Genomic DNA, 17139 nt, shown 5'->3' with positions numbered 1-17139 from the left:
CGGTTGCGGTTGCGGTTGCGGTTGCGGTTGCGGTTGCGGTTGCGGTTGCGGTTGCGGTTGCGGTTGCGGTTGCGGTTGCGGTTGCGGTTGCGGTTTTGAGGTGAAATTGCCCAAAACAGCAGGCCCAAGCTAACGTTCAGCTGCTTGGAGCACGCCGTTTATCTGACGTCCCTACATTAGTTCAGTTGCACAGCTATGAAAAAAACGGGACAAGGCGGAAATTCCGTGACCTTGATCCCGTTTTTTAGCTTGATATTTGTGGTTTATTTCATGATCTGTTTTTTTGCATTCAGAAAAGTTTAGAACTTCAGGGTGTGATCCTCAGACACCTGCTGGCTTAACCTCACTCGCGAGATCGATCCAGGCGATCTCTTCTGGCGTAAGTGTGATGCGGGAGCCTTCGTCACAGGAGAGCAACTCTGCTTGATTTTGTGCACCAATTAAGGCACAGGTTGGGAAGGACTGATTCAATACATAGGCCAAGGCGATCTGAATCGCCGTTGTATTCTTGGATGCAGCCAATTCCCCGGCACGACGTAGTCGTTCCCAGTTGCCATCGCTGTAGAATACGCGTACCAAGTCCGCATTGTCGCGTACCTCAGGTGTGAATCGACCAGTAAAGAAACCACGAGCCTGGGAAGACCAGGACAGAAGCGGCAGTTGTGATTGCTCATGCCATGCGAGCGTTTCGGCATCTGCTGATACACAGCCTGCCCAGAATGGCTCGTTCGCTTTGGCGAGACTGAGGTTCGGGCTGCTGAACGTGAATCCTTTCAGACCGTGGGAGGCGGCATAAGCGTTAGCTTCTTCTAACCGCTGCCAAGTCCAGTTGGAGGCGCCGATGGCGCCGATTTTTCCAGATTCGATGTGCTCGTTCAGTGCCTCCAGAATGGCAGCGACAGGCATGTTGGGATCATCCCGATGCAGTGCGTACAGCTCGACATGATCCGTCTGCAACCGCTCCAGACTTTGATTTAGGTCTTTGCGAATTGCATCGGCGTTCACGCGAGGTCCGTTCTGGTCATGATGTGCCCCTTTGGTGAGAATCACCATCTGGTCGCGATTGCCGCGTTCCTTCATATATCGCCCCAGTACCTCTTCGCTCTGTCCGCCGCAATAGATGTGCGCTGTATCCACCGTGTTACCGCCGATCGCCAGAAATGCATCCAGATTTGTTGCAGCTTTCTCATACGTATCATGGAAGAAATAATCTGTTCCTTTGATTAGTCGGGAGACTTTTTTCCCAGCACCAGCGATTTCAATGGATTCCATAGATAAACCGTCCTCTCTTATATAAGGGTACAATTCGTTTTGAAGTTTTACCGTTCTTTGCAATTTCTTGTAGAGCATATGGTCTCTAGTTCGCGCCTCACAGCGTAATTCGTGTACGTTCTTCTGCCGAGCGAAGACAAGCTTCAAGGACTTTCATATTGGCTGCCGCATCCGAAGGAGCGAAACGAAGCTCTTTGCCCTGAAGTACAGCGCGAGCCATATCGTCACCTTGTAGTGCATAATGATTGACCTGTTGCACCTCAACTTCACGGCGTTCACCGCCTGCCGTAACATAGAAGTTAGAGCTGCTGTCTGTACGAGCGATATAAGCAGAAGGGACTTCGATAATACCGTCAGATCCAAGCACCTCCAGCGTATTACGGAAGGCTGCCCACATACTGCTGTCAAACGTAACGCCAACATGGTTATCGAATTCAAGCAACCCGGAAGCCATCATATCCACCTGATCATGCTCTGGTGAGAACATACCGATAACGGTTACCGCCTTCGGCTCCTGTCCCAGCAGAAGGCGAGCCGCACTAATGGAATAACAGCCGATATCGTACAGCGCGCCGCCACCCCATTCCTTACGGAAACGTACATTGCCGGATGAACCGGAATTGTTAAACGAAAATGTACTGTGGATGCCACGAATTTCACCAATCTCGCCGCTGGCTATAATCTCCCGAATCTGGTCATAACGCGGATGATGGCGGTACATAAATGCTTCAGCCAGATGCACGCCTGCATCTGCACAAGCTTCAACCATCTCAAGCGCTTCTTTTTCCGTGAGAGCGAGTGGTTTTTCGCATAAAATATGTTTGCCAGCCTGTGCTGCGCGAATCGTCCATTCCCGGTGCAGATGATTCGGAAGTGGAATGTAAACGGCATCAATTGAATCATCTTCTAAAATGGCTTCATAACTTCCGTAAGCCTTTTCAATTCCTAGTTTATCAGCGGTTTGCTGTGCTTTATCGAGATCACGGCTGGCAATAGCGGTAACCTCGTTCAACTCCGATTGCTGCAAGCCAGGAATAACGGAACCTATCGCAATGTTGGCGCTGCCGAGAATGCCCCAGCGTAACTTTTGAACAGAATTCATAACTTGTTTCCTCCTGTAATTGAATGTATATTGTGATTATAAAGAATAGATGAATGAATTAAAATGATAATATATTGAATTGAATTAACACAATATTGCTTAATGGAGTGAACCAACCGTGATGAGACAAACCGTATTGCTGACGCTGCAGGATATCCCCTATTTCTGTTACCCCGAGTCCGTTGGACATTATACAAATCATGCGGAGCACGCCGTATTGCGGGAGGCAGGGGTACTGGGCAATTTTAACATTCACTATGTTGCAGCAGGTAAAGGATACGTGGAAGCGGATGGGGTAGTGCATGAGCTCAGGGCAGGTCAAGCGGTGCTTTATTTCCCGCATCAGCGGCAGCACTATTACAGTAGCGAAGATGAACCGTGGGATGTGCGCTGGGTTCATTTTTACGGGGAACGGCTGCATGATTATATGCTGGAGCGGGGCTTGCACCGCAACCTTTTATGGACATTGAGACAGCGCAATTCTTGGGAAGACGCTCATCTGGCGCTGCTTGAAGAGGTGGAACAGAACCGGATGCTTCGTCCAGCCCAGTTATCCACGTTGACCTATGCTTTGCTGGCGGAATTTGTACAACATGCGGTGCCACTCAAGAACACACGTACCACGAGTAAAACGGAGAGCCGAGTACTCTCTCTATTGCCGCAGATGCAGCAGGAGGCGTGTGAGCCTTTTCTGTTACAAGACTGGGCGGATCGGGCAGGGGTAAGTACGTATTATTTTTGCAAAATATTCAAGAATGCCGTAGAGATGACGCCAATGGAGTTTATCACACGTTCACGGCTTCAGATGGCCAAGCAATGGCTGCTTGAACGCCCGTCGGCCAACATTGGGCAGATTGCAGAGGAAGCGGGATATCCCAATGCTAGTTATTTTAACCGTCAGTTTATGGCGCATGAGGGCATGACACCTACCGATTACCGTGGGTTGTACCATAAATAAGGAAGAAAAATGGATGAAGCAATCTTCCGGCAGAGCCATCTACCTTGTAACTCTCATGTACATTCGTTTGACAGAGCCTTCAATCAGGTCTATTATGGATAAATTAAATCCGTATATAATGAGGTGTCCTCTCATGAAATATTCCAAAGCGACCAACTATGCGCTGCACACGATGTTATATCTGGTTAGCACTGCGCCTGAGCAGCTGATCAGCGTACATCAGTTGGCTGAATTTCAGAAAGTCTCTCCAACGTACCTATCCAAAATACTAACTAAACTGGTCAAGGCTGGCATGATTGAATCCACCTCCGGTGCGAATGGCGGTTATCGACTGAGCCGCAGGAACCCTGATCCTTCTTTTCTTGAAATCATTCATGCTATCGAAGGCAAGGCTTCCTTGTTTGAATGCTCACAGAATCATAATGCAGCGTGTTTAATCCAGCAGGTTATGGTTCAGGCTGAGGAAGAGATGGAAAATTTCTTGCATCACAAAAAAATGTCAGAACTGGCATCCCAGATGAGGGAAGCTCATTCGCTATAGTCTTTACCGCTCTAGTGTGGCTCTTGTATGTTTCTATTCCAGTAAGATTGGGTAATGTTTTTGGGTTTCTCACTTGGTTTGGCGTTGTGCCTGACAGAAGGGCAATGCTACAATAAGGAAGATACTATAAATACATACTTAATCGCATCTTACACCTCTGGAGGGAAAACAAACACATGAGCCAAACGACGACGATGACGGAACTGGAGCAACTGCTTGCACTCGAAAATATTAGAAATACCAAGGCGCGTTATTGCCGCTATATTGATACGAAAGCTTGGGACGAACTCGGTGATGTATTTGCCCCGGATGCCGTTGCTGATTTCAGTACGGAAGGCAATCCGATTCCCGTTCTGACTGGACGTGACACGATTGTACAAGTGTTCCGTGACCTTGTAGACCCGGCGGTAACTGTGCATCATGTACATAGTGCAGAGGTGGAGTTCGTATCTGCGACCGAAGCGAAGGTCATTTCTCCGATGGAGGACTGGGTGACGTTCCCGGAAGGCAATGAGAACAAATCCTTCCACGGATTTGGGCATTATCACGAAACATTTGTCAAGATCGATGGACAGTGGCGCATTCAGCATACCAGCTTGAAACGTCTGCGCCTGGATCTGTTTGAATAAACAACCGCTAAATGATTATACATTTTACGTGGAGAGTCTGATCATGATCAGGCTCTTTTGTTTATTTTCCTTTTATCGATGATATCAAAATCACCCCGAGAAAATAAAAAAACCAGAAGTCCTGTCGGATGACAGTACCTTCTGGCTTGCTCAATCTGTTTAGAATTAGGCGACCTTATGTTTCCGTGACTGCATTCTCAGATAGATTTGCGAAAAGATAACCGAAGCGATGCCAACCGCAGTCATACCCCAGAAAATGAAGCTATACGCTGAAGATAGCTGCATGTTCTGCATCGCGGTCAAAGCAACCCCGGTTACGGCTACGCTGAATGCACCGCTGAAAAATTGACTGAGCTGGAACAGTCCCATGCCTGCGCCCACTTGATCCATGGACAGATTGCCCGACAATTCGTTGGATACGCTGGTCGTCAAGGAAGAGAAACCAACGCTGAGCAGCATGTATACAACCATGATGGCATAGATGCTTTGATCTGCAAACAGAGCAAACAGTCCAGCAGCCACCAGGAGCAGCCAAGGTGCAAACTTCAGCAGCAACGTATTGCCATGACGATCAATCATACGCCCAATGCGGTTGGACAATAGCATCGACACAAGCGCACCTGGGAAGATGACAAGTCCTGATTGTGCGGGTGTCAGTCCATAGAGATGTGCCAAAACCTGCGGAAGCAGAAACAATGTGGCGAAGTTATTAATGTAAGATACAATACCCAGCGAGCTGAGGATCATATATTTTTTGTCTTTGAATAATGCGGGCTGCACAAACGGGTCAGCTGCACGGCGAATGCGGAACCAGAACAGCAGCAGTGCGCTCACCCCGATGATGAGTGTAATGACCTGACGCGAAGTCAGGAATAACAGAATCCCGGTTGTACCGATGGCAAGCAAGACTGCGCCGAGCATGTCGAAGGAACCCTTTTGCGGCGTTTCTCGCGGTAACAGTTTATAAAAAACAGGAATCAAAAATAGCGCCAAACCTGTGACGATAAACAGATCATGCCATCCTAAAAACTGAGTAATGCTGCCGCCAAGCACCGGGCCGAGTCCGAGTCCCAGCGAACTGGCAGACATGATGACGGCCATGGATTTACCCCGGCGGTCATTCGGAATGTAACGAGTAATCAGCACAATCGCGAGTCCCGGAACGGAAGCTGCGCCTGCGGCCTGAACCAGACGGGCAACGAGCAGAACAATGAAGTGATCACTGAAGAAACCCAATACGGATGCAGTTCCAAGCAACGTAAGCCCGGTAGTAAACAGGTTGCGTATCGGCACAAAATCGGATAAACGGGAGAATGTAATCGAGGAAATCGCAAATACGATGGAATAACCCGTAACAATCCAGGACGAAGCGACAGAGGTCAGCTTGAATTCAGCCGCAATTTTGGGCAGAGCCAGATTAAACATCATCGTGTTCATCACAACGAGCACAACGGTGAAGCCAAGTAAGGCCACAATTAATCCTTCTCGTATGCTAGTCCGTTCCATCGGAGTTGCCGTAGCCGTGTTGTTCATAAAAACCTCCTATCATGATGTGTATTTCGCAACATTTCAGAAACGGTGTGTAACATTTGCAAAATGGTGTATAATGTCAGCCCCTGTGTTTCACAACAAGGGATGCATGCGAAATTTATAAGTTCGATTGGTGTCGAACATTAGAAATATATCATGGATGTATGTTAGAATACAATGCATAGTCTTAAAAAAGGAGACTTCCCTATGAAAATTTTACATCATCCTCAAGTGGGGGATATCGAGCTTTCTTCAGTGCTTTATGCACTCAGCGACCCAACACGGCTGGGAATAGTGGCAGAAGCGGCTAGAAGCGGGGAGCAGCCGTGTAGTCATTTTCATGCTCGTGTTGTGAAATCTACGATGTCGCACCATATTCGTACATTACGTGAGGCGGGTGTCATACGAGTCCGAGTACAGGGTACACAGCATTTTATTACATTGCGGTCGGAGGATCTGGAAGAGCGATTTCCAGGGTTGCTACAACCTCTTCTCCAAGCTGCAGCACAGACAAGCACAGAATCGGCTGAATAATTGTCCTTTCTTCGATAAGAAGAGGGGGCATTTTTTTTTGGATAGATGCGAATGAATGACTCCATATTGACTTGATAAAAGATTGCTCCTGATGCGACATTCTATGTCGTCCCAATGCCTCTATAATGATGGTGAACAAAAACACATAAACCCTATTGAAAAGAGGTTCACAATCATTGGCTAAAACGAAAAGAGGTCGCGTTCTGTGGAGTCTTCCGTCCAGAGGACGGGGAACATGTCCAATATGCCAGAGTACACGAATCAAATTGTTGTATACGCAGACGAAAACAGATGGTACGAGTCTGAAAGTTTGTAAAAAATGCTCCAAAGCTGTGCAGTCCAGAGTAGATCTGGCAGAGGCAAATGTGTAGAACTGAAAGACAAATCACGTAAGGAAATGTATACGGATAACCTTTCATGGCCTGTTCTTCGGAACAGGCTATGTCCTTTTGATATAATACAGGAATAAACGTTGGAATGATTCGGGAGGTGAAATCGCTTGAGTAGTATGCATCGGATTCATTGGTTTGATGAACAGATTCGAAGCGGGCGTTTTCCGAATAGCGGTGGTCTAGCACAACAATTCGAGATATCTCGGCGACAGGCGCAGCGTGATATAGAATATATGCTAAATACCCTCAGAGCCCCATTAATGTATGTAGCCAAGTATCGAGGGTATTGTTACGAGGATCAGACATTCCGCCTGCCGCATTTATATATGACGGATGAGGAGCAGCGTGTTCTGAAATATCTGGCTCATCGGTATCAGCATTATAACTATGATCAATCGGATGCGGTGAAGCGGGTAGCGCATTTGCTGGAACGTTTTACAATGGAGGAGCATCCGTCTGAAAAACAGCAGTTCCCGGTGTTTGCGGCACAGCCAAGGCAACTTCAATGGTTTGAATTGTTAACCCATGCCACCGCTGATGCACGAAAGGTACATATCTATTACAAGGATCACGAGGGGGAGCATCAGAGGACCTTTTGTCCTGTGAAGATGACCTCGCAGTTTAATGCAGACTACGTAGTGGGGTATGAGACAGACCCGCTGCAACAGACAGCGATTCGGCTGGAAAGCATCGTGCAGCTGACGCTGCTGGACGAACGCTTTGAATGCAGCCAGGATACATGGATCAGTAGCTGGGAGGATACATTGCCTGTGCGAAAACCTTTTGTGGCTGAGATTCGTTTCCGTGAAATACAGCAATCGGAGCTGTGGCAAGGGTACCGGATTCGGGAGCAAAAGGATCAGGTCTGCTTGATTGAATTTTACGATGCGGACGTATTCTTGCAACATCTGTATGCTGCGGAGTGGGAGGAACTACTCTCCCCTGGATGGCTCAGACGCAAGCTGATGAAGCGGGTAGAAGAAATGACAGAGCGGCTGAGCAGGGGAACGAACGGGGGAGAACAGGATGGCTGAGAACATGCTGGGGCATCTGGTGATGACACGGGAGTCGAAGTCATTTGTGGATAGCTTGCATGCCATATTAACGCATTCAGGTCAATTCCAGGGTGAGAAGTATATGCTTGCTGGGTATACCGGCATGGCCTTTAAATTGTCCGTTCATAAGAGATTACTACCGATGTCGGTAACGGCTTACGGACAGTGGGGAGTGGCTCATCAAGGCGGAATCGATAATCTTGGCCTATTTACAATATATGACGGGGGACGCAGTCGCCATCCGACATTTGCTTATTATCATCAAGATGCTGTGAATTGGGTCAAGCGTAGCCTGGATGAAGGAAAAGGCGTCATTTACTGGATTCCCGAATTTGGTGTCATTTATGGATATGATGATGCAGATCGGGTCTTTTATGTGCAGGATGGCTGGAGCAAAGAGCCACATATTTTGCTGTATGATAATTTCGGATTGAATTTCACCGGTTTCTGGTACTGCCAGATCTTTGGTGATCAGGTGCAGCTTACAGAGCAGGAGATGGTGCTTGAGTCTTTGCGGCTTGCCACCCAGGATTGGGATATTCCGTACCGTTTGCTGCCTGATCAAAATATAGCTTCCGGCCGTCTGGCATATGACGTTTGGATTGAAGCACTACGCTCTGGAGATTACGATGCTTCAGGAGCAGCTTATCTTCTGGATTCGTACTGCCAATCGCGTACCGAGATTCGAATGTATTTACATGATGTTCGCGGCTTATGGACTGAACTGGAGCAGGCATGGATGCGTTATAACCAGATTGCTGAACTGATCCAGCAGATGAGAGCACTTCTGGTACGGGGAGAACACGGGCTTGCGCTGCGGGAGGATGCCAATGAGCAACTAGCACAGTGTCTTGAACAGGCGAAGTTACTCGAAGAGCAGGCGGTAGATTCTTTTCGTAACATATCAGCGCAGTATGCGGATCGTAAACGATCTACGGTACCCCGCTGGGGCACACACTCCGCACGGTAGAATTGGGGATGCAGAGGTACGATGAAGAAAAGGAAGGCAGAATGGATGTAGGAATGGGGCTCAAAGTATGAAAAAAATGAGGTTATTGACTGATTTAGCTGATTTAATTCAACGACTACCTCAGACCAATGCGGGAATCATGAACACGGATACATGGCGATATGCAACAGGCACCTATGCAGATGCGTTATATCCTATTTTGTTACACAAAAAGTGGACACATCTTCCGCGTTATATGATTGCAGGCATGACAGCAAGTCTTTTTCGTTTCGTGGTGGACCGTCGTCTGACGACAGAATCCATCTCGGCCTATAACTGGATGGCAGAGAACTTTGTTGCTGCTGATTTTATCGGAGTGGCAGCGAGTCAGGCTGCCGGTTTTTCCTTTGAACCGACGTTTCCGCTCTATCAGAAGCAGGCACTGCGCGATATCAAGGCCTCGATTGATGGGGGAACCGGGGCGGTGTTATGGCATGATCAATTTGTTGTTGTTGTCGGATATGACGATGACGAGGAAGTCCTATTTTTCTGCACAGGAGATGACCCTGACGTGCTTCGTTTACCCTATTCCTTAGTCGGCCAGAATAACTCACCCTATTGGTATTATCAAGTGTTGGAAGCTCATCAATCCATCGATATGTGGGAGGTATGCAAGGAGTCGTTAATCCAGGCTGTATGCAAATGGGAAACGCACGACTATATTCTGCCAGCGCAAGATTACGCTTGCGGTTCTGCCGCATACACCGCGGTTGCGGATGTGCTGCAGTCTGGAAACTATGAGTGCAATCAGGCGGCAATGGTGCTTCGCTATTATGCTTGTACAAGAGGGGAGATGGCCTCATATGTCAGAGCGCTTGAACATTTATCGCCGCATATGGATCAAGTGATTGTACAATACACACAGCTTGCGGATCTCTATGTATCTATTGTTGAAGTGCTGGATAATTCCGCGGCATGGGACGCAAGGGAACCTGGAAGTGTACATCGAGTTAGTTCACTTATTCGGAGCGCAGGTGATACGGAACAAGCTGCTATTGATGCGATTAAGGATGCTTTCTCTGAAACGATCAACAATCGCTGCTCGGATATTGGGCTCAGATAACACACGATGCTTTAAAATCGAATAAGCTGTACATCTAGACATGTTAGACACCAGAAAGGCGATAAGCCAATCTGGTGTCTTTTTTGCATATCATTCGAGTTTCGAACTCAATAAGGATAAATGCTGCTTTTATAAAAATAATATATAAAATTTGAAATAAAGGTAATCTGAATCCTGCTTCATTCCGAATATTATAATATATGGTCTTATTTGGATGATGAATTCAAGGAATGAATGGGGGCAGAACGATGGTACGGAACCCGGAAACCCTTCAGGAATGTATCGAAAACGCAAGGCTGAGACTTTACCAGATGGCAAACCAATATACGAGTCTGCAACATCCAGAAGTCATTCGTCAGTCGATGGTGCTGGATGAATTAATTAATGAGTATAACGATGCCAAACGCTTCATTTCACGAACGAACCATCATAGCTAGGGTCAAGTGTACGAACAGCTGACTGAACCTCCGAAATAAGTCGTCCGCGTTCTTCGTAGAGCGGCATTTCTTCTTTGTCAAACTGAAAGTGAATCGTTCGGACATCGCCTTCAGAGAGTGTTATTTTTTGAAATTCTAAGAAATAGAGAAATGAGTCATCAAACCTTAGTCCATCTCGATCACGGTAGCAGTGCATATAGTCAATATCCTTTTCTTCAAGCACTAACACACCTTGTTCTGTCAACTTCATCATTGGATCCTCCTTCATAAGTGTGGTATGCAATATCTATTTACATTATATAGCGTCTGTTAAAATTTAGGGATAGCTATATCATACATGGCCTTAATATTTTATAACATGAATGATTTCTGTTTTTTTAAGTGATAGGAGTTTAGTCGTTATGTAATCGTACGAAAGTCCGATAAGGCTATGGGCTATTTCATAAATACACTGAAACGAGGCTGCTGACATCTCATTTCGGTGTTTTTTTTGTGCTTCCTCCGAAGTTTCACGTCAGAGAAGAGACTCTTGATCAGGATCAAGTAGGGGACAACCGTGCGTAAGACTTATTGTTGCGAGTATGACGAAGCGTGTAAAATATAGGTGGAATGCGAACGTTAATGCGTATTTTATCATTCAATATACAGACTGCTTAAGCAGTTTGAGATAGAAGCCATCGTGGTTTTAGAACAGGAGTACATACAACATGTTTTACGGAAAGGCAGGAGATAGAATGACAGCCGCATTGGAACAAGCTTTGGAAGAGATGATTCAGGCCATTCATGAATGGTTTGATGAGCAAACGGCACGTACGGATTTAGAGCAGACGATCCAACGAACGAAACTGCAGATGGGCATATTTGATGATATTTTTGTTTTGTACAAGCCGGGAAGAACGATCGTGGATAGCCTGGATATGGGATGGGATGAAGGTTCACTATCGACGCAGACGATCCGGTTTACAGAAGAAATGGTACGCACCGAAATCCAGCCAAGGCTGGTTGAAGTGGTTCAGGAAAAATTGGCCGAATGGGCAGATACACCGCTGATTGATTACCGGTTTACGTTTAGAGGAAAGTTTCCTACGAGGGACGGGATGCTGAAGCTGACGCTGCTGGAATACATCAACGAAGAGAAAAGACAGCGGCTGCTGGAACGCATTCGGACGTATACGGAGCAAAAACTGGAGAATGGTGTGTACCCGACCAAACCGCTTGAAACGACTTTTTTGGCAAAATATCTGCTTGATCCCGTGTTGTTTCCATCCATGGATGCGGCATGGATCATCAGACAATATGAACGGATTCAAACGTTAAATCGGGAGCGGAAGGATGCTCTCGCCGAGCACCGTCATACGATCATTTATGCCTTGACATTGTGGGCAGAACGGCAATTTTTACCTCAGTATTTTGACGTGCAGATTTCAGATTATCGGGAAAATGAATACACTTTGAAGTCTGGTCAGAAGCTGGATGGGCAGGATAAGGACATCGAAATAGGTATGAATCAGGATCAGGCTGAGGATTCGCACCCTATAGATCTGCTGCTCTATGCAGCGGTGATGATTCTGCGTTTCGAACCCAGTTACAGCAAGCCAAGGGGACTTAAATTTCTGGAACTGGCCAAGCAGCTCGGCAGTGAGCAGGCGGAACGGATGTTGACTGAGGGCAGCGGTACATATAAGCCGGAAGATACGTATGTTAAAACGGAGCAGGTGGAATGCCAGGCCAATGATGTTTTTGCGAGGATAACGATTCAGATACATCAGGAAGGACCAGGAGCATATCAACAGGCGATAGCCTTTATTATTCGTTTGCTGGAGCAGGGGTTCCCCAAGGGTTATCACATCAAACTGAAATCCAAAGTAAAACAGTATCTGCCAATCAAAGGACTTGCCAAATCAGATACACACCGGTTCTTTGCAAATGCTTTAGAATATCCTGAGCTGCATTCATTTCTGGAACAATACGCACGAGCAGCCATCCAGGAATTTGAGTTTTATGCAGATACGGAAGGGGAGAAGAGTGGGATGCCTGGAAGTTATGCAGCCTTTGGGCTTGGACTTACGAGCGAGCAGTATTTTCCTCTGATTCACGATTATATGGGGCAGGTCGATGATGAACATCAGATGATTCAGGACAAATTTATTGTTGCTTTTGCCGATAAATATGGGGTAACAGCAGACTCAGTGTCAGTCCTCGTTCAGAGCTTGTGCCGTTCAACGGATGGACTGAAGCTCAAGTTGCTGCCGGAGTTCGAGCAGGACGAGAAGCTTGAGTGGCTGCTGGAACAGGTTCAGGAACTGGAGTCATATGATGTTCAGCGTGTGCTCTACCCGATTTTTGGCAAGGTAGAGAAACTGGTTGCACTGGCACGCAAAGCGGAGGGGAAACGAAAAGAATCGTTACTGCGATTAGCTCAGGCTGCAGGTGGGTGACGATCGATCAGTTCACTCTATTAAATAAATGAGTAAATAAATGAGCTTGGTGAGAGGTGGATGGAGATGGAAGCATTAACGAGAACCGTCTGGCAGGGGCTGTCTGAGCAGGACAAGCAGGAATGGATGCAACGCATTGCGCTTCAACTGCCTGAAGGGATGCAGTATGAGGGATTGCAGACGTTTGAACGATATGGACAGCGGACTCAGACCGGAGTATTTACACACGATGAACAGCGATTCGTATTTGTTCCAGGTGATCAGGTAACATTAGGTTGGGAAAAGTGGCATCACGGAATGGATGAGCAAACGACTGCTGATCTGCACGAAACTGCAAGCAGTTACGGGATTGAGGATGTACAATCGTTCCTTGCCAGTCAGATGTCACCTGTGCGAGTCGTTAACATTGCCCCGATGCTTGTGGAGTGTGAGACCATCTCACTGGGGTGGATTGAAGTAACCGAGGAAGAAGCGTTTGCCCAGGAGCATGAAGATTTTCCTAAGGCCTTAGCCGAATTCAAGGAATCGGGGCTGAATGAATATGAACTTCATCTGGAATTTAAACTGATTCAAGACCAAGGAGAGGTTCGAATTCTCTGGTTTAATGAAGGGATCGAGCTGGAGGACATTGTAAGGGAAGAAGCAGCTGCTGGATTTAGTTTGTTGACGGAAGACGAGTGGGAGTATATCTATGGGGGAGGATGTCGCACGTTATTCCCTTGGGGAGACAGCTTTGACTATACAATGAGATTAAGACATTTGGGGAAGCCTCAAAGTCAAGATCAGTTTGACCAGGCGCCTGTTAATTCAGAAACAGATACAGACGTTAATACAGGGGCAGATACACATACAGAACCGAGTGCTTTCTCGCCAACTGGAGCAAATCATCATCTGTATGATCTGGAATTGCCGAATTTCTTTGGTATACAGTTTGCCGGAGATCCATATAAATACGAGCTTACGCTGGGTGCGGATGACGATGTGATGCCGAAAGGTGGAGATGGTGGGGCTATGATCTGTGGAGGAACAGGGCCATTGCTTAGCTATCTGCCTGCTGCTTCGGTATTTTTCCGGGATATGAATGTGGATGAACTGGATTGGGAGGAATTGATGGATGCGTTGTATTATCGCCGGGTAATCCGTCTGACGGATGTGAAATTGGATGACGAATAAACATCGTTCCGAACCTTCGGCACATAAAACAAATGTTACTACTGGCGTGGTCATGTATAAGGGGACGTCATATCCCGAGAAAACGTTCCAGGATTATCTGGTAACCTATGCATCCGATGGAATTCGGCTCAGTGCCGGCACGCTGGTTCTGTTTTTCCTGAATGTATTTCTGCTTATTCCGATCTTTAGTGCTCCATATCAATCTCTTTATGCGTATCTTCTTTTGCCGCCATTAGCGATCATGAACCTGTGGGCCATCGTTCTGATTATTGCTCCACGCAGGCTTCAATTAAATTATGTATTGTTTCGTGGTGTTTTTGGACTTGTGTGTTCAGTCAGCTTTATGGTGGTTATACAGAAGTTTGCGTACGGGACGTTGGGTATGACAACGGCATGGTATGTAATTGGTTCTTTCGTGGTGTATGTATTTACTTTAATTCAATATGTGAGGTTTCGTTTACAAAAATTAAAGCAGTCGCCTCGGCCTAACAAAATAGACAAAAACTTCAGGATGCCTACCGCTGTCATAGCCGTGATTACAGGAGGGGCATACCTGATGGCTAACATTTCACTGGCTTTCGTTACAGAACAGACAGTAGTCGTTATTTTGATTTGCGTATATAACATGCTTATCTTTGTTGTGTTTCACTTTGTCATGGACTTACATCGGTATTACTGGCTGCGCCGAGTCATGAATAAACCTGAGGTATTGGGCAGAATGACCAGTCATCGCCACTAGACAGAAGGAACCATTCGGTAGAGCTGGACGAACATCTCGTTTTTGATTCGTCAATTTTTTTCATATATGGAATGAATAGTGATGAAATTTTTAGATAAAGGAAATATACTTAACAAGTCTCAATCCAATCCATTATATAGAGAAGGAGTTAAGTATGTCCAAAGAGTACAAGTTGTTTGTAGCAAGTGTTGTAGTTATATTTATCTTGATGTCTAATGTGTATGGATTCTCCGAGGCGTCCGCTGCCTCTTTGGCTCCAAGTGCACAGACTGGAGAACGAGTGACCTCATCTGCGGATCGGGTTCAACATAACATTCGCTTTGCCGTCCGAGGCACCGAAGTTGAAGTTACGACAGTGAAGACCAGTTTTGATACCGGAGAAATGAAAAGAAACGAGTACCATTTTACAGATCCAGCCGTTCTTCCAAGAATACATACGGGTTTGACGACAACCTCTCATAGTTATGATCCAATCGTCAGTGATACACCAGCAGGTTTAAAAGGATACATGGTTTATTACGCAACGGAAAAGAACGAGCAATACTATGTTTTGTATGAGTATGATTATAGCTCGAATAAACTTCGCAAGGTTCATGAGAGTGAAAATCGTATATATGTAGAACCGCAGCTGGGCATGTTTTACACCATGTATGAGAAAAATGCAGTAAAATATCAGTATTATTCGATGGCAACGGGAAAAAAAGTATATACTCACGGGAAAATATTTAAAGAAAGAGAGATTACTGACACGAAATATGCAGTATCTCCAATACCAAAGAGCCGTGATTTCGGGGTATACTGCAATGCAACATTACAGGATTGTCATTACCTGGAGTATGGTGGAGTAAAGGGACAGAAAGCCAAAGTTAGCAATTTACAGATGATGCATGACATGAAGACCAAGCTAACATCAAAATCATTTCAGGCAAGTTCGGATGTGCAACTTAGCGTTTCGCAGGGGAATGTACATGATCGGAAATCGGACTGGACTGTGATTGCAACTAAGAATGGCAAAAAAACAACGCTGATCAAAGAGCGTGTTGGCTATGTGCATTCCTTTGTCTCTCCTGAAAGAAAGACATTGGTATTGGTTACGGAGAGTGGTCTGGATAGTAAAATGGAATCATCCAAAGTACATCTCTATGATCTGAAAACACTAAAGAAAATTCGCTCCTATGATTCACCGTATAAAGCTCGTACAGAAAGCATTCAATGGGTTACCGAGGATGAGTATGTGATTGAACAATACTTCTCTAATCCAGGCGGCTACCCGCCATCCTTATATGTTATTTCAGCGAATAAACATCTCAAATTGAGGTATGACACCTATAGGGACTGGAAAAATCACTGGAATTCGTTCCAGTTCTCTACTATTTTCTATCCCATGGAGCTTGTAGCGGTGAAGTCCGGCAAAGGGGTATTAGAGTATATAGGCCAGCCATCCTTCTACATGGGAGGTCAGAACTATGTTCCTTTGCAAGAATTTACGCAAGCCTTCCATATTCAATATCAGCTGGATAAAGATCGGATCACCTTTACTCGCGGGCAACGCTCTTCCAGCATAAACAAACCTTCTAGCCAATTGTTAACCTTATATAATCAGACCTTTATTCCGTTAGGTCAATGGAATAAGGATATGGGCTTGAAAGTTTCAGAAACAAAGGGCGGTATTTATAATAGAGAATTGATTATGAGTGATGAAGAAAAGGGGACTGAGCTGGCTATGGCTCCTAAAGACCTACCTTTCCGTGCATACTCACGTAGGATGGAAAGTGTCGGGGATGGTTACCAGTTAGATAAGGTATACACAAGCCCGGTGGAATCCTCTGATACAAATGGATTAAATAGTGTAGTTCTGAATTTTGATGGAACGTTAACGTACGAATCTCCGGGAGAAGAAGTGAAGGAGTTATGGTTTACCAGTCAGGACTTTAATACGGTCATTGGAACCTTGCCTGTATCCAGTATTCCGGAGAAAAAGTGGGGATTCACGACGACTAAAATACCTGCGAATCTAATACAAGACGGCATTGTGAATGTTCTTATTCCAGGTAAAAAGGGACTCTCGACTGATGTATACTCGTTAAAACTTCCAGCCCCGTTCGATAAAAACAAATTTGAATAGCATAATTACAGGTACAGCCTCCGGGCTGTGCTTTTTTCTTGAACAATACAAATACACATACCCGATCAGTTCCGAAGTCTGGAGAACGGAAGAGCCGATCGGGTATGTGTTTCATGATTAGTGCTTATCTTATGGTATTGCT

17 protein-coding genes are annotated in these 17139 nt (G+C 45.9%); 13 read left to right on the top strand and 4 right to left on the bottom strand.

Translation table 11 applies throughout. From position 1 onward, the window contains the following. Window positions 1-321: 321 nt before the first annotated feature. Together ABIE27_RS30245 and ABIE27_RS30240 are read right to left on the bottom strand one after the other, a co-directional pair. Window positions 322-1272, bottom strand: coding sequence for an aldo/keto reductase (locus tag ABIE27_RS30245; RefSeq protein ID WP_429352176.1), 951 nt, complete (start codon window positions 1270-1272; stop codon window positions 322-324). Between the two features lie 97 nt (window positions 1273-1369). Further along, window positions 1370-2374, bottom strand: a complete 1005-nt coding sequence (locus ABIE27_RS30240) for a Gfo/Idh/MocA family protein (protein WP_123065944.1) — start codon at window positions 2372-2374, stop codon at window positions 1370-1372. Window positions 2375-2492: 118 nt separating this feature from the next. Here ABIE27_RS30240 and ABIE27_RS30235 point away from each other — a divergent pair, with 118 nt between their 5' ends. The 3 genes from ABIE27_RS30235 to ABIE27_RS30225 all read left to right on the top strand — a co-directional run bounded on the left by ABIE27_RS30235 (window position 2493) and on the right by ABIE27_RS30225 (window position 4502). Continuing rightward, complete coding sequence (locus ABIE27_RS30235) at window positions 2493-3332, top strand: AraC family transcriptional regulator (protein ID WP_123065943.1); 840 nt, start codon at window positions 2493-2495, stop codon at window positions 3330-3332. A gap of 133 nt (window positions 3333-3465) precedes the next feature. Next, entirely contained in the window at window positions 3466-3873 is a 408-nt protein-coding gene (locus ABIE27_RS30230) for an Rrf2 family transcriptional regulator (protein WP_123065942.1), read from the top strand. Between the two features lie 176 nt (window positions 3874-4049). Beyond that, window positions 4050-4502 carry a nuclear transport factor 2 family protein gene (locus ABIE27_RS30225; protein WP_123065941.1) on the top strand — a complete coding sequence of 151 codons (453 nt, stop codon included), beginning with the start codon at window positions 4050-4052 and terminating at the stop codon, window positions 4500-4502. Between the two features lie 165 nt (window positions 4503-4667). Here the strand turns inward: ABIE27_RS30225 and ABIE27_RS30220 are convergent, their stop codons facing one another. Continuing rightward, window positions 4668-6035: an MFS transporter gene (locus ABIE27_RS30220; protein WP_429352175.1), complete on the bottom strand. Its 1368-nt coding sequence runs from the start codon at window positions 6033-6035 to the stop codon at window positions 4668-4670. A 204-nt stretch (window positions 6036-6239) separates the two neighbouring features. Here ABIE27_RS30220 and ABIE27_RS30215 point away from each other — a divergent pair, with 204 nt between their 5' ends. The 6 genes from ABIE27_RS30215 to ABIE27_RS30190 all read left to right on the top strand — a co-directional run bounded on the left by ABIE27_RS30215 (window position 6240) and on the right by ABIE27_RS30190 (window position 10522). Further along, window positions 6240-6566: an ArsR/SmtB family transcription factor gene (locus tag ABIE27_RS30215; protein WP_123065939.1), complete on the top strand. Its 327-nt coding sequence runs from the start codon at window positions 6240-6242 to the stop codon at window positions 6564-6566. 176 nt (window positions 6567-6742) lie between these two features. After that, window positions 6743-6937 (top strand): hypothetical protein, encoded by a 195-nt coding sequence (locus ABIE27_RS30210; protein WP_429352174.1) that lies wholly within the window; start codon window positions 6743-6745, stop codon window positions 6935-6937. Between the two features lie 137 nt (window positions 6938-7074). Beyond that, a complete protein-coding gene (locus ABIE27_RS30205) occupies window positions 7075-7992 on the top strand; it encodes a helix-turn-helix transcriptional regulator (protein WP_240037063.1) in 918 nt (305 codons plus the stop codon). Continuing rightward, window positions 7985-8983, top strand: coding sequence for a hypothetical protein (locus tag ABIE27_RS30200; RefSeq protein ID WP_429352173.1), 999 nt, complete (start codon window positions 7985-7987; stop codon window positions 8981-8983). Before ABIE27_RS30205 ends, ABIE27_RS30200 begins: the two co-directional genes overlap by 8 nt. Window positions 8984-9050: 67 nt before the next feature. Then, entirely contained in the window at window positions 9051-10085 is a 1035-nt protein-coding gene (locus tag ABIE27_RS30195) for a hypothetical protein (protein ID WP_429352172.1), read from the top strand. Between the two features lie 248 nt (window positions 10086-10333). Next, complete coding sequence (locus ABIE27_RS30190) at window positions 10334-10522, top strand: Spo0E family sporulation regulatory protein-aspartic acid phosphatase (RefSeq protein WP_429352171.1); 189 nt, start codon at window positions 10334-10336, stop codon at window positions 10520-10522. On the opposite strand, the gene ABIE27_RS30185 is transcribed toward ABIE27_RS30190, so the two are convergent. Then, on the bottom strand, window positions 10494-10772 hold the full coding sequence (locus ABIE27_RS30185) for a hypothetical protein (RefSeq protein WP_123065933.1): 279 nt from the start codon (window positions 10770-10772) through the stop codon (window positions 10494-10496). The genes ABIE27_RS30190 and ABIE27_RS30185 overlap by 29 nt on opposite strands. Window positions 10773-11229: 457 nt before the next feature. Between ABIE27_RS30185 and ABIE27_RS30180 the strand changes: the two genes are divergently transcribed. From ABIE27_RS30180 to ABIE27_RS30165, 4 genes are all read left to right on the top strand, one after another. Further along, window positions 11230-12960 carry a DUF6138 family protein gene (locus tag ABIE27_RS30180; protein WP_429352170.1) on the top strand — a complete coding sequence of 577 codons (1731 nt, stop codon included), beginning with the start codon at window positions 11230-11232 and terminating at the stop codon, window positions 12958-12960. A gap of 66 nt (window positions 12961-13026) precedes the next feature. Then, window positions 13027-14133, top strand: coding sequence for a hypothetical protein (locus ABIE27_RS30175; protein WP_429352169.1), 1107 nt, complete (start codon window positions 13027-13029; stop codon window positions 14131-14133). Further along, window positions 14123-14872: a hypothetical protein gene (locus ABIE27_RS30170; protein WP_429352168.1), complete on the top strand. Its 750-nt coding sequence runs from the start codon at window positions 14123-14125 to the stop codon at window positions 14870-14872. The genes ABIE27_RS30175 and ABIE27_RS30170 overlap by 11 nt, the downstream gene beginning before the upstream one ends. A gap of 154 nt (window positions 14873-15026) precedes the next feature. Continuing rightward, the gene (locus tag ABIE27_RS30165; protein WP_429352167.1) at window positions 15027-16997 is read left to right on the top strand and encodes a hypothetical protein; all 1971 of its coding nucleotides are present in this window, start codon (window positions 15027-15029) and stop codon (window positions 16995-16997) included. The last annotated feature ends 142 nt before the right edge of the window (window positions 16998-17139 follow it).

It is taken from the genome of Paenibacillus sp. 4624 (assembly GCF_050435065.1).
Lineage (GTDB): Bacteria > Bacillota > Bacilli > Paenibacillales > Paenibacillaceae > Paenibacillus > Paenibacillus amylolyticus_D.
Note: the sequence above shows the minus strand (reverse complement) of the source record. Positions and strands in the feature narration are given on the sequence as shown.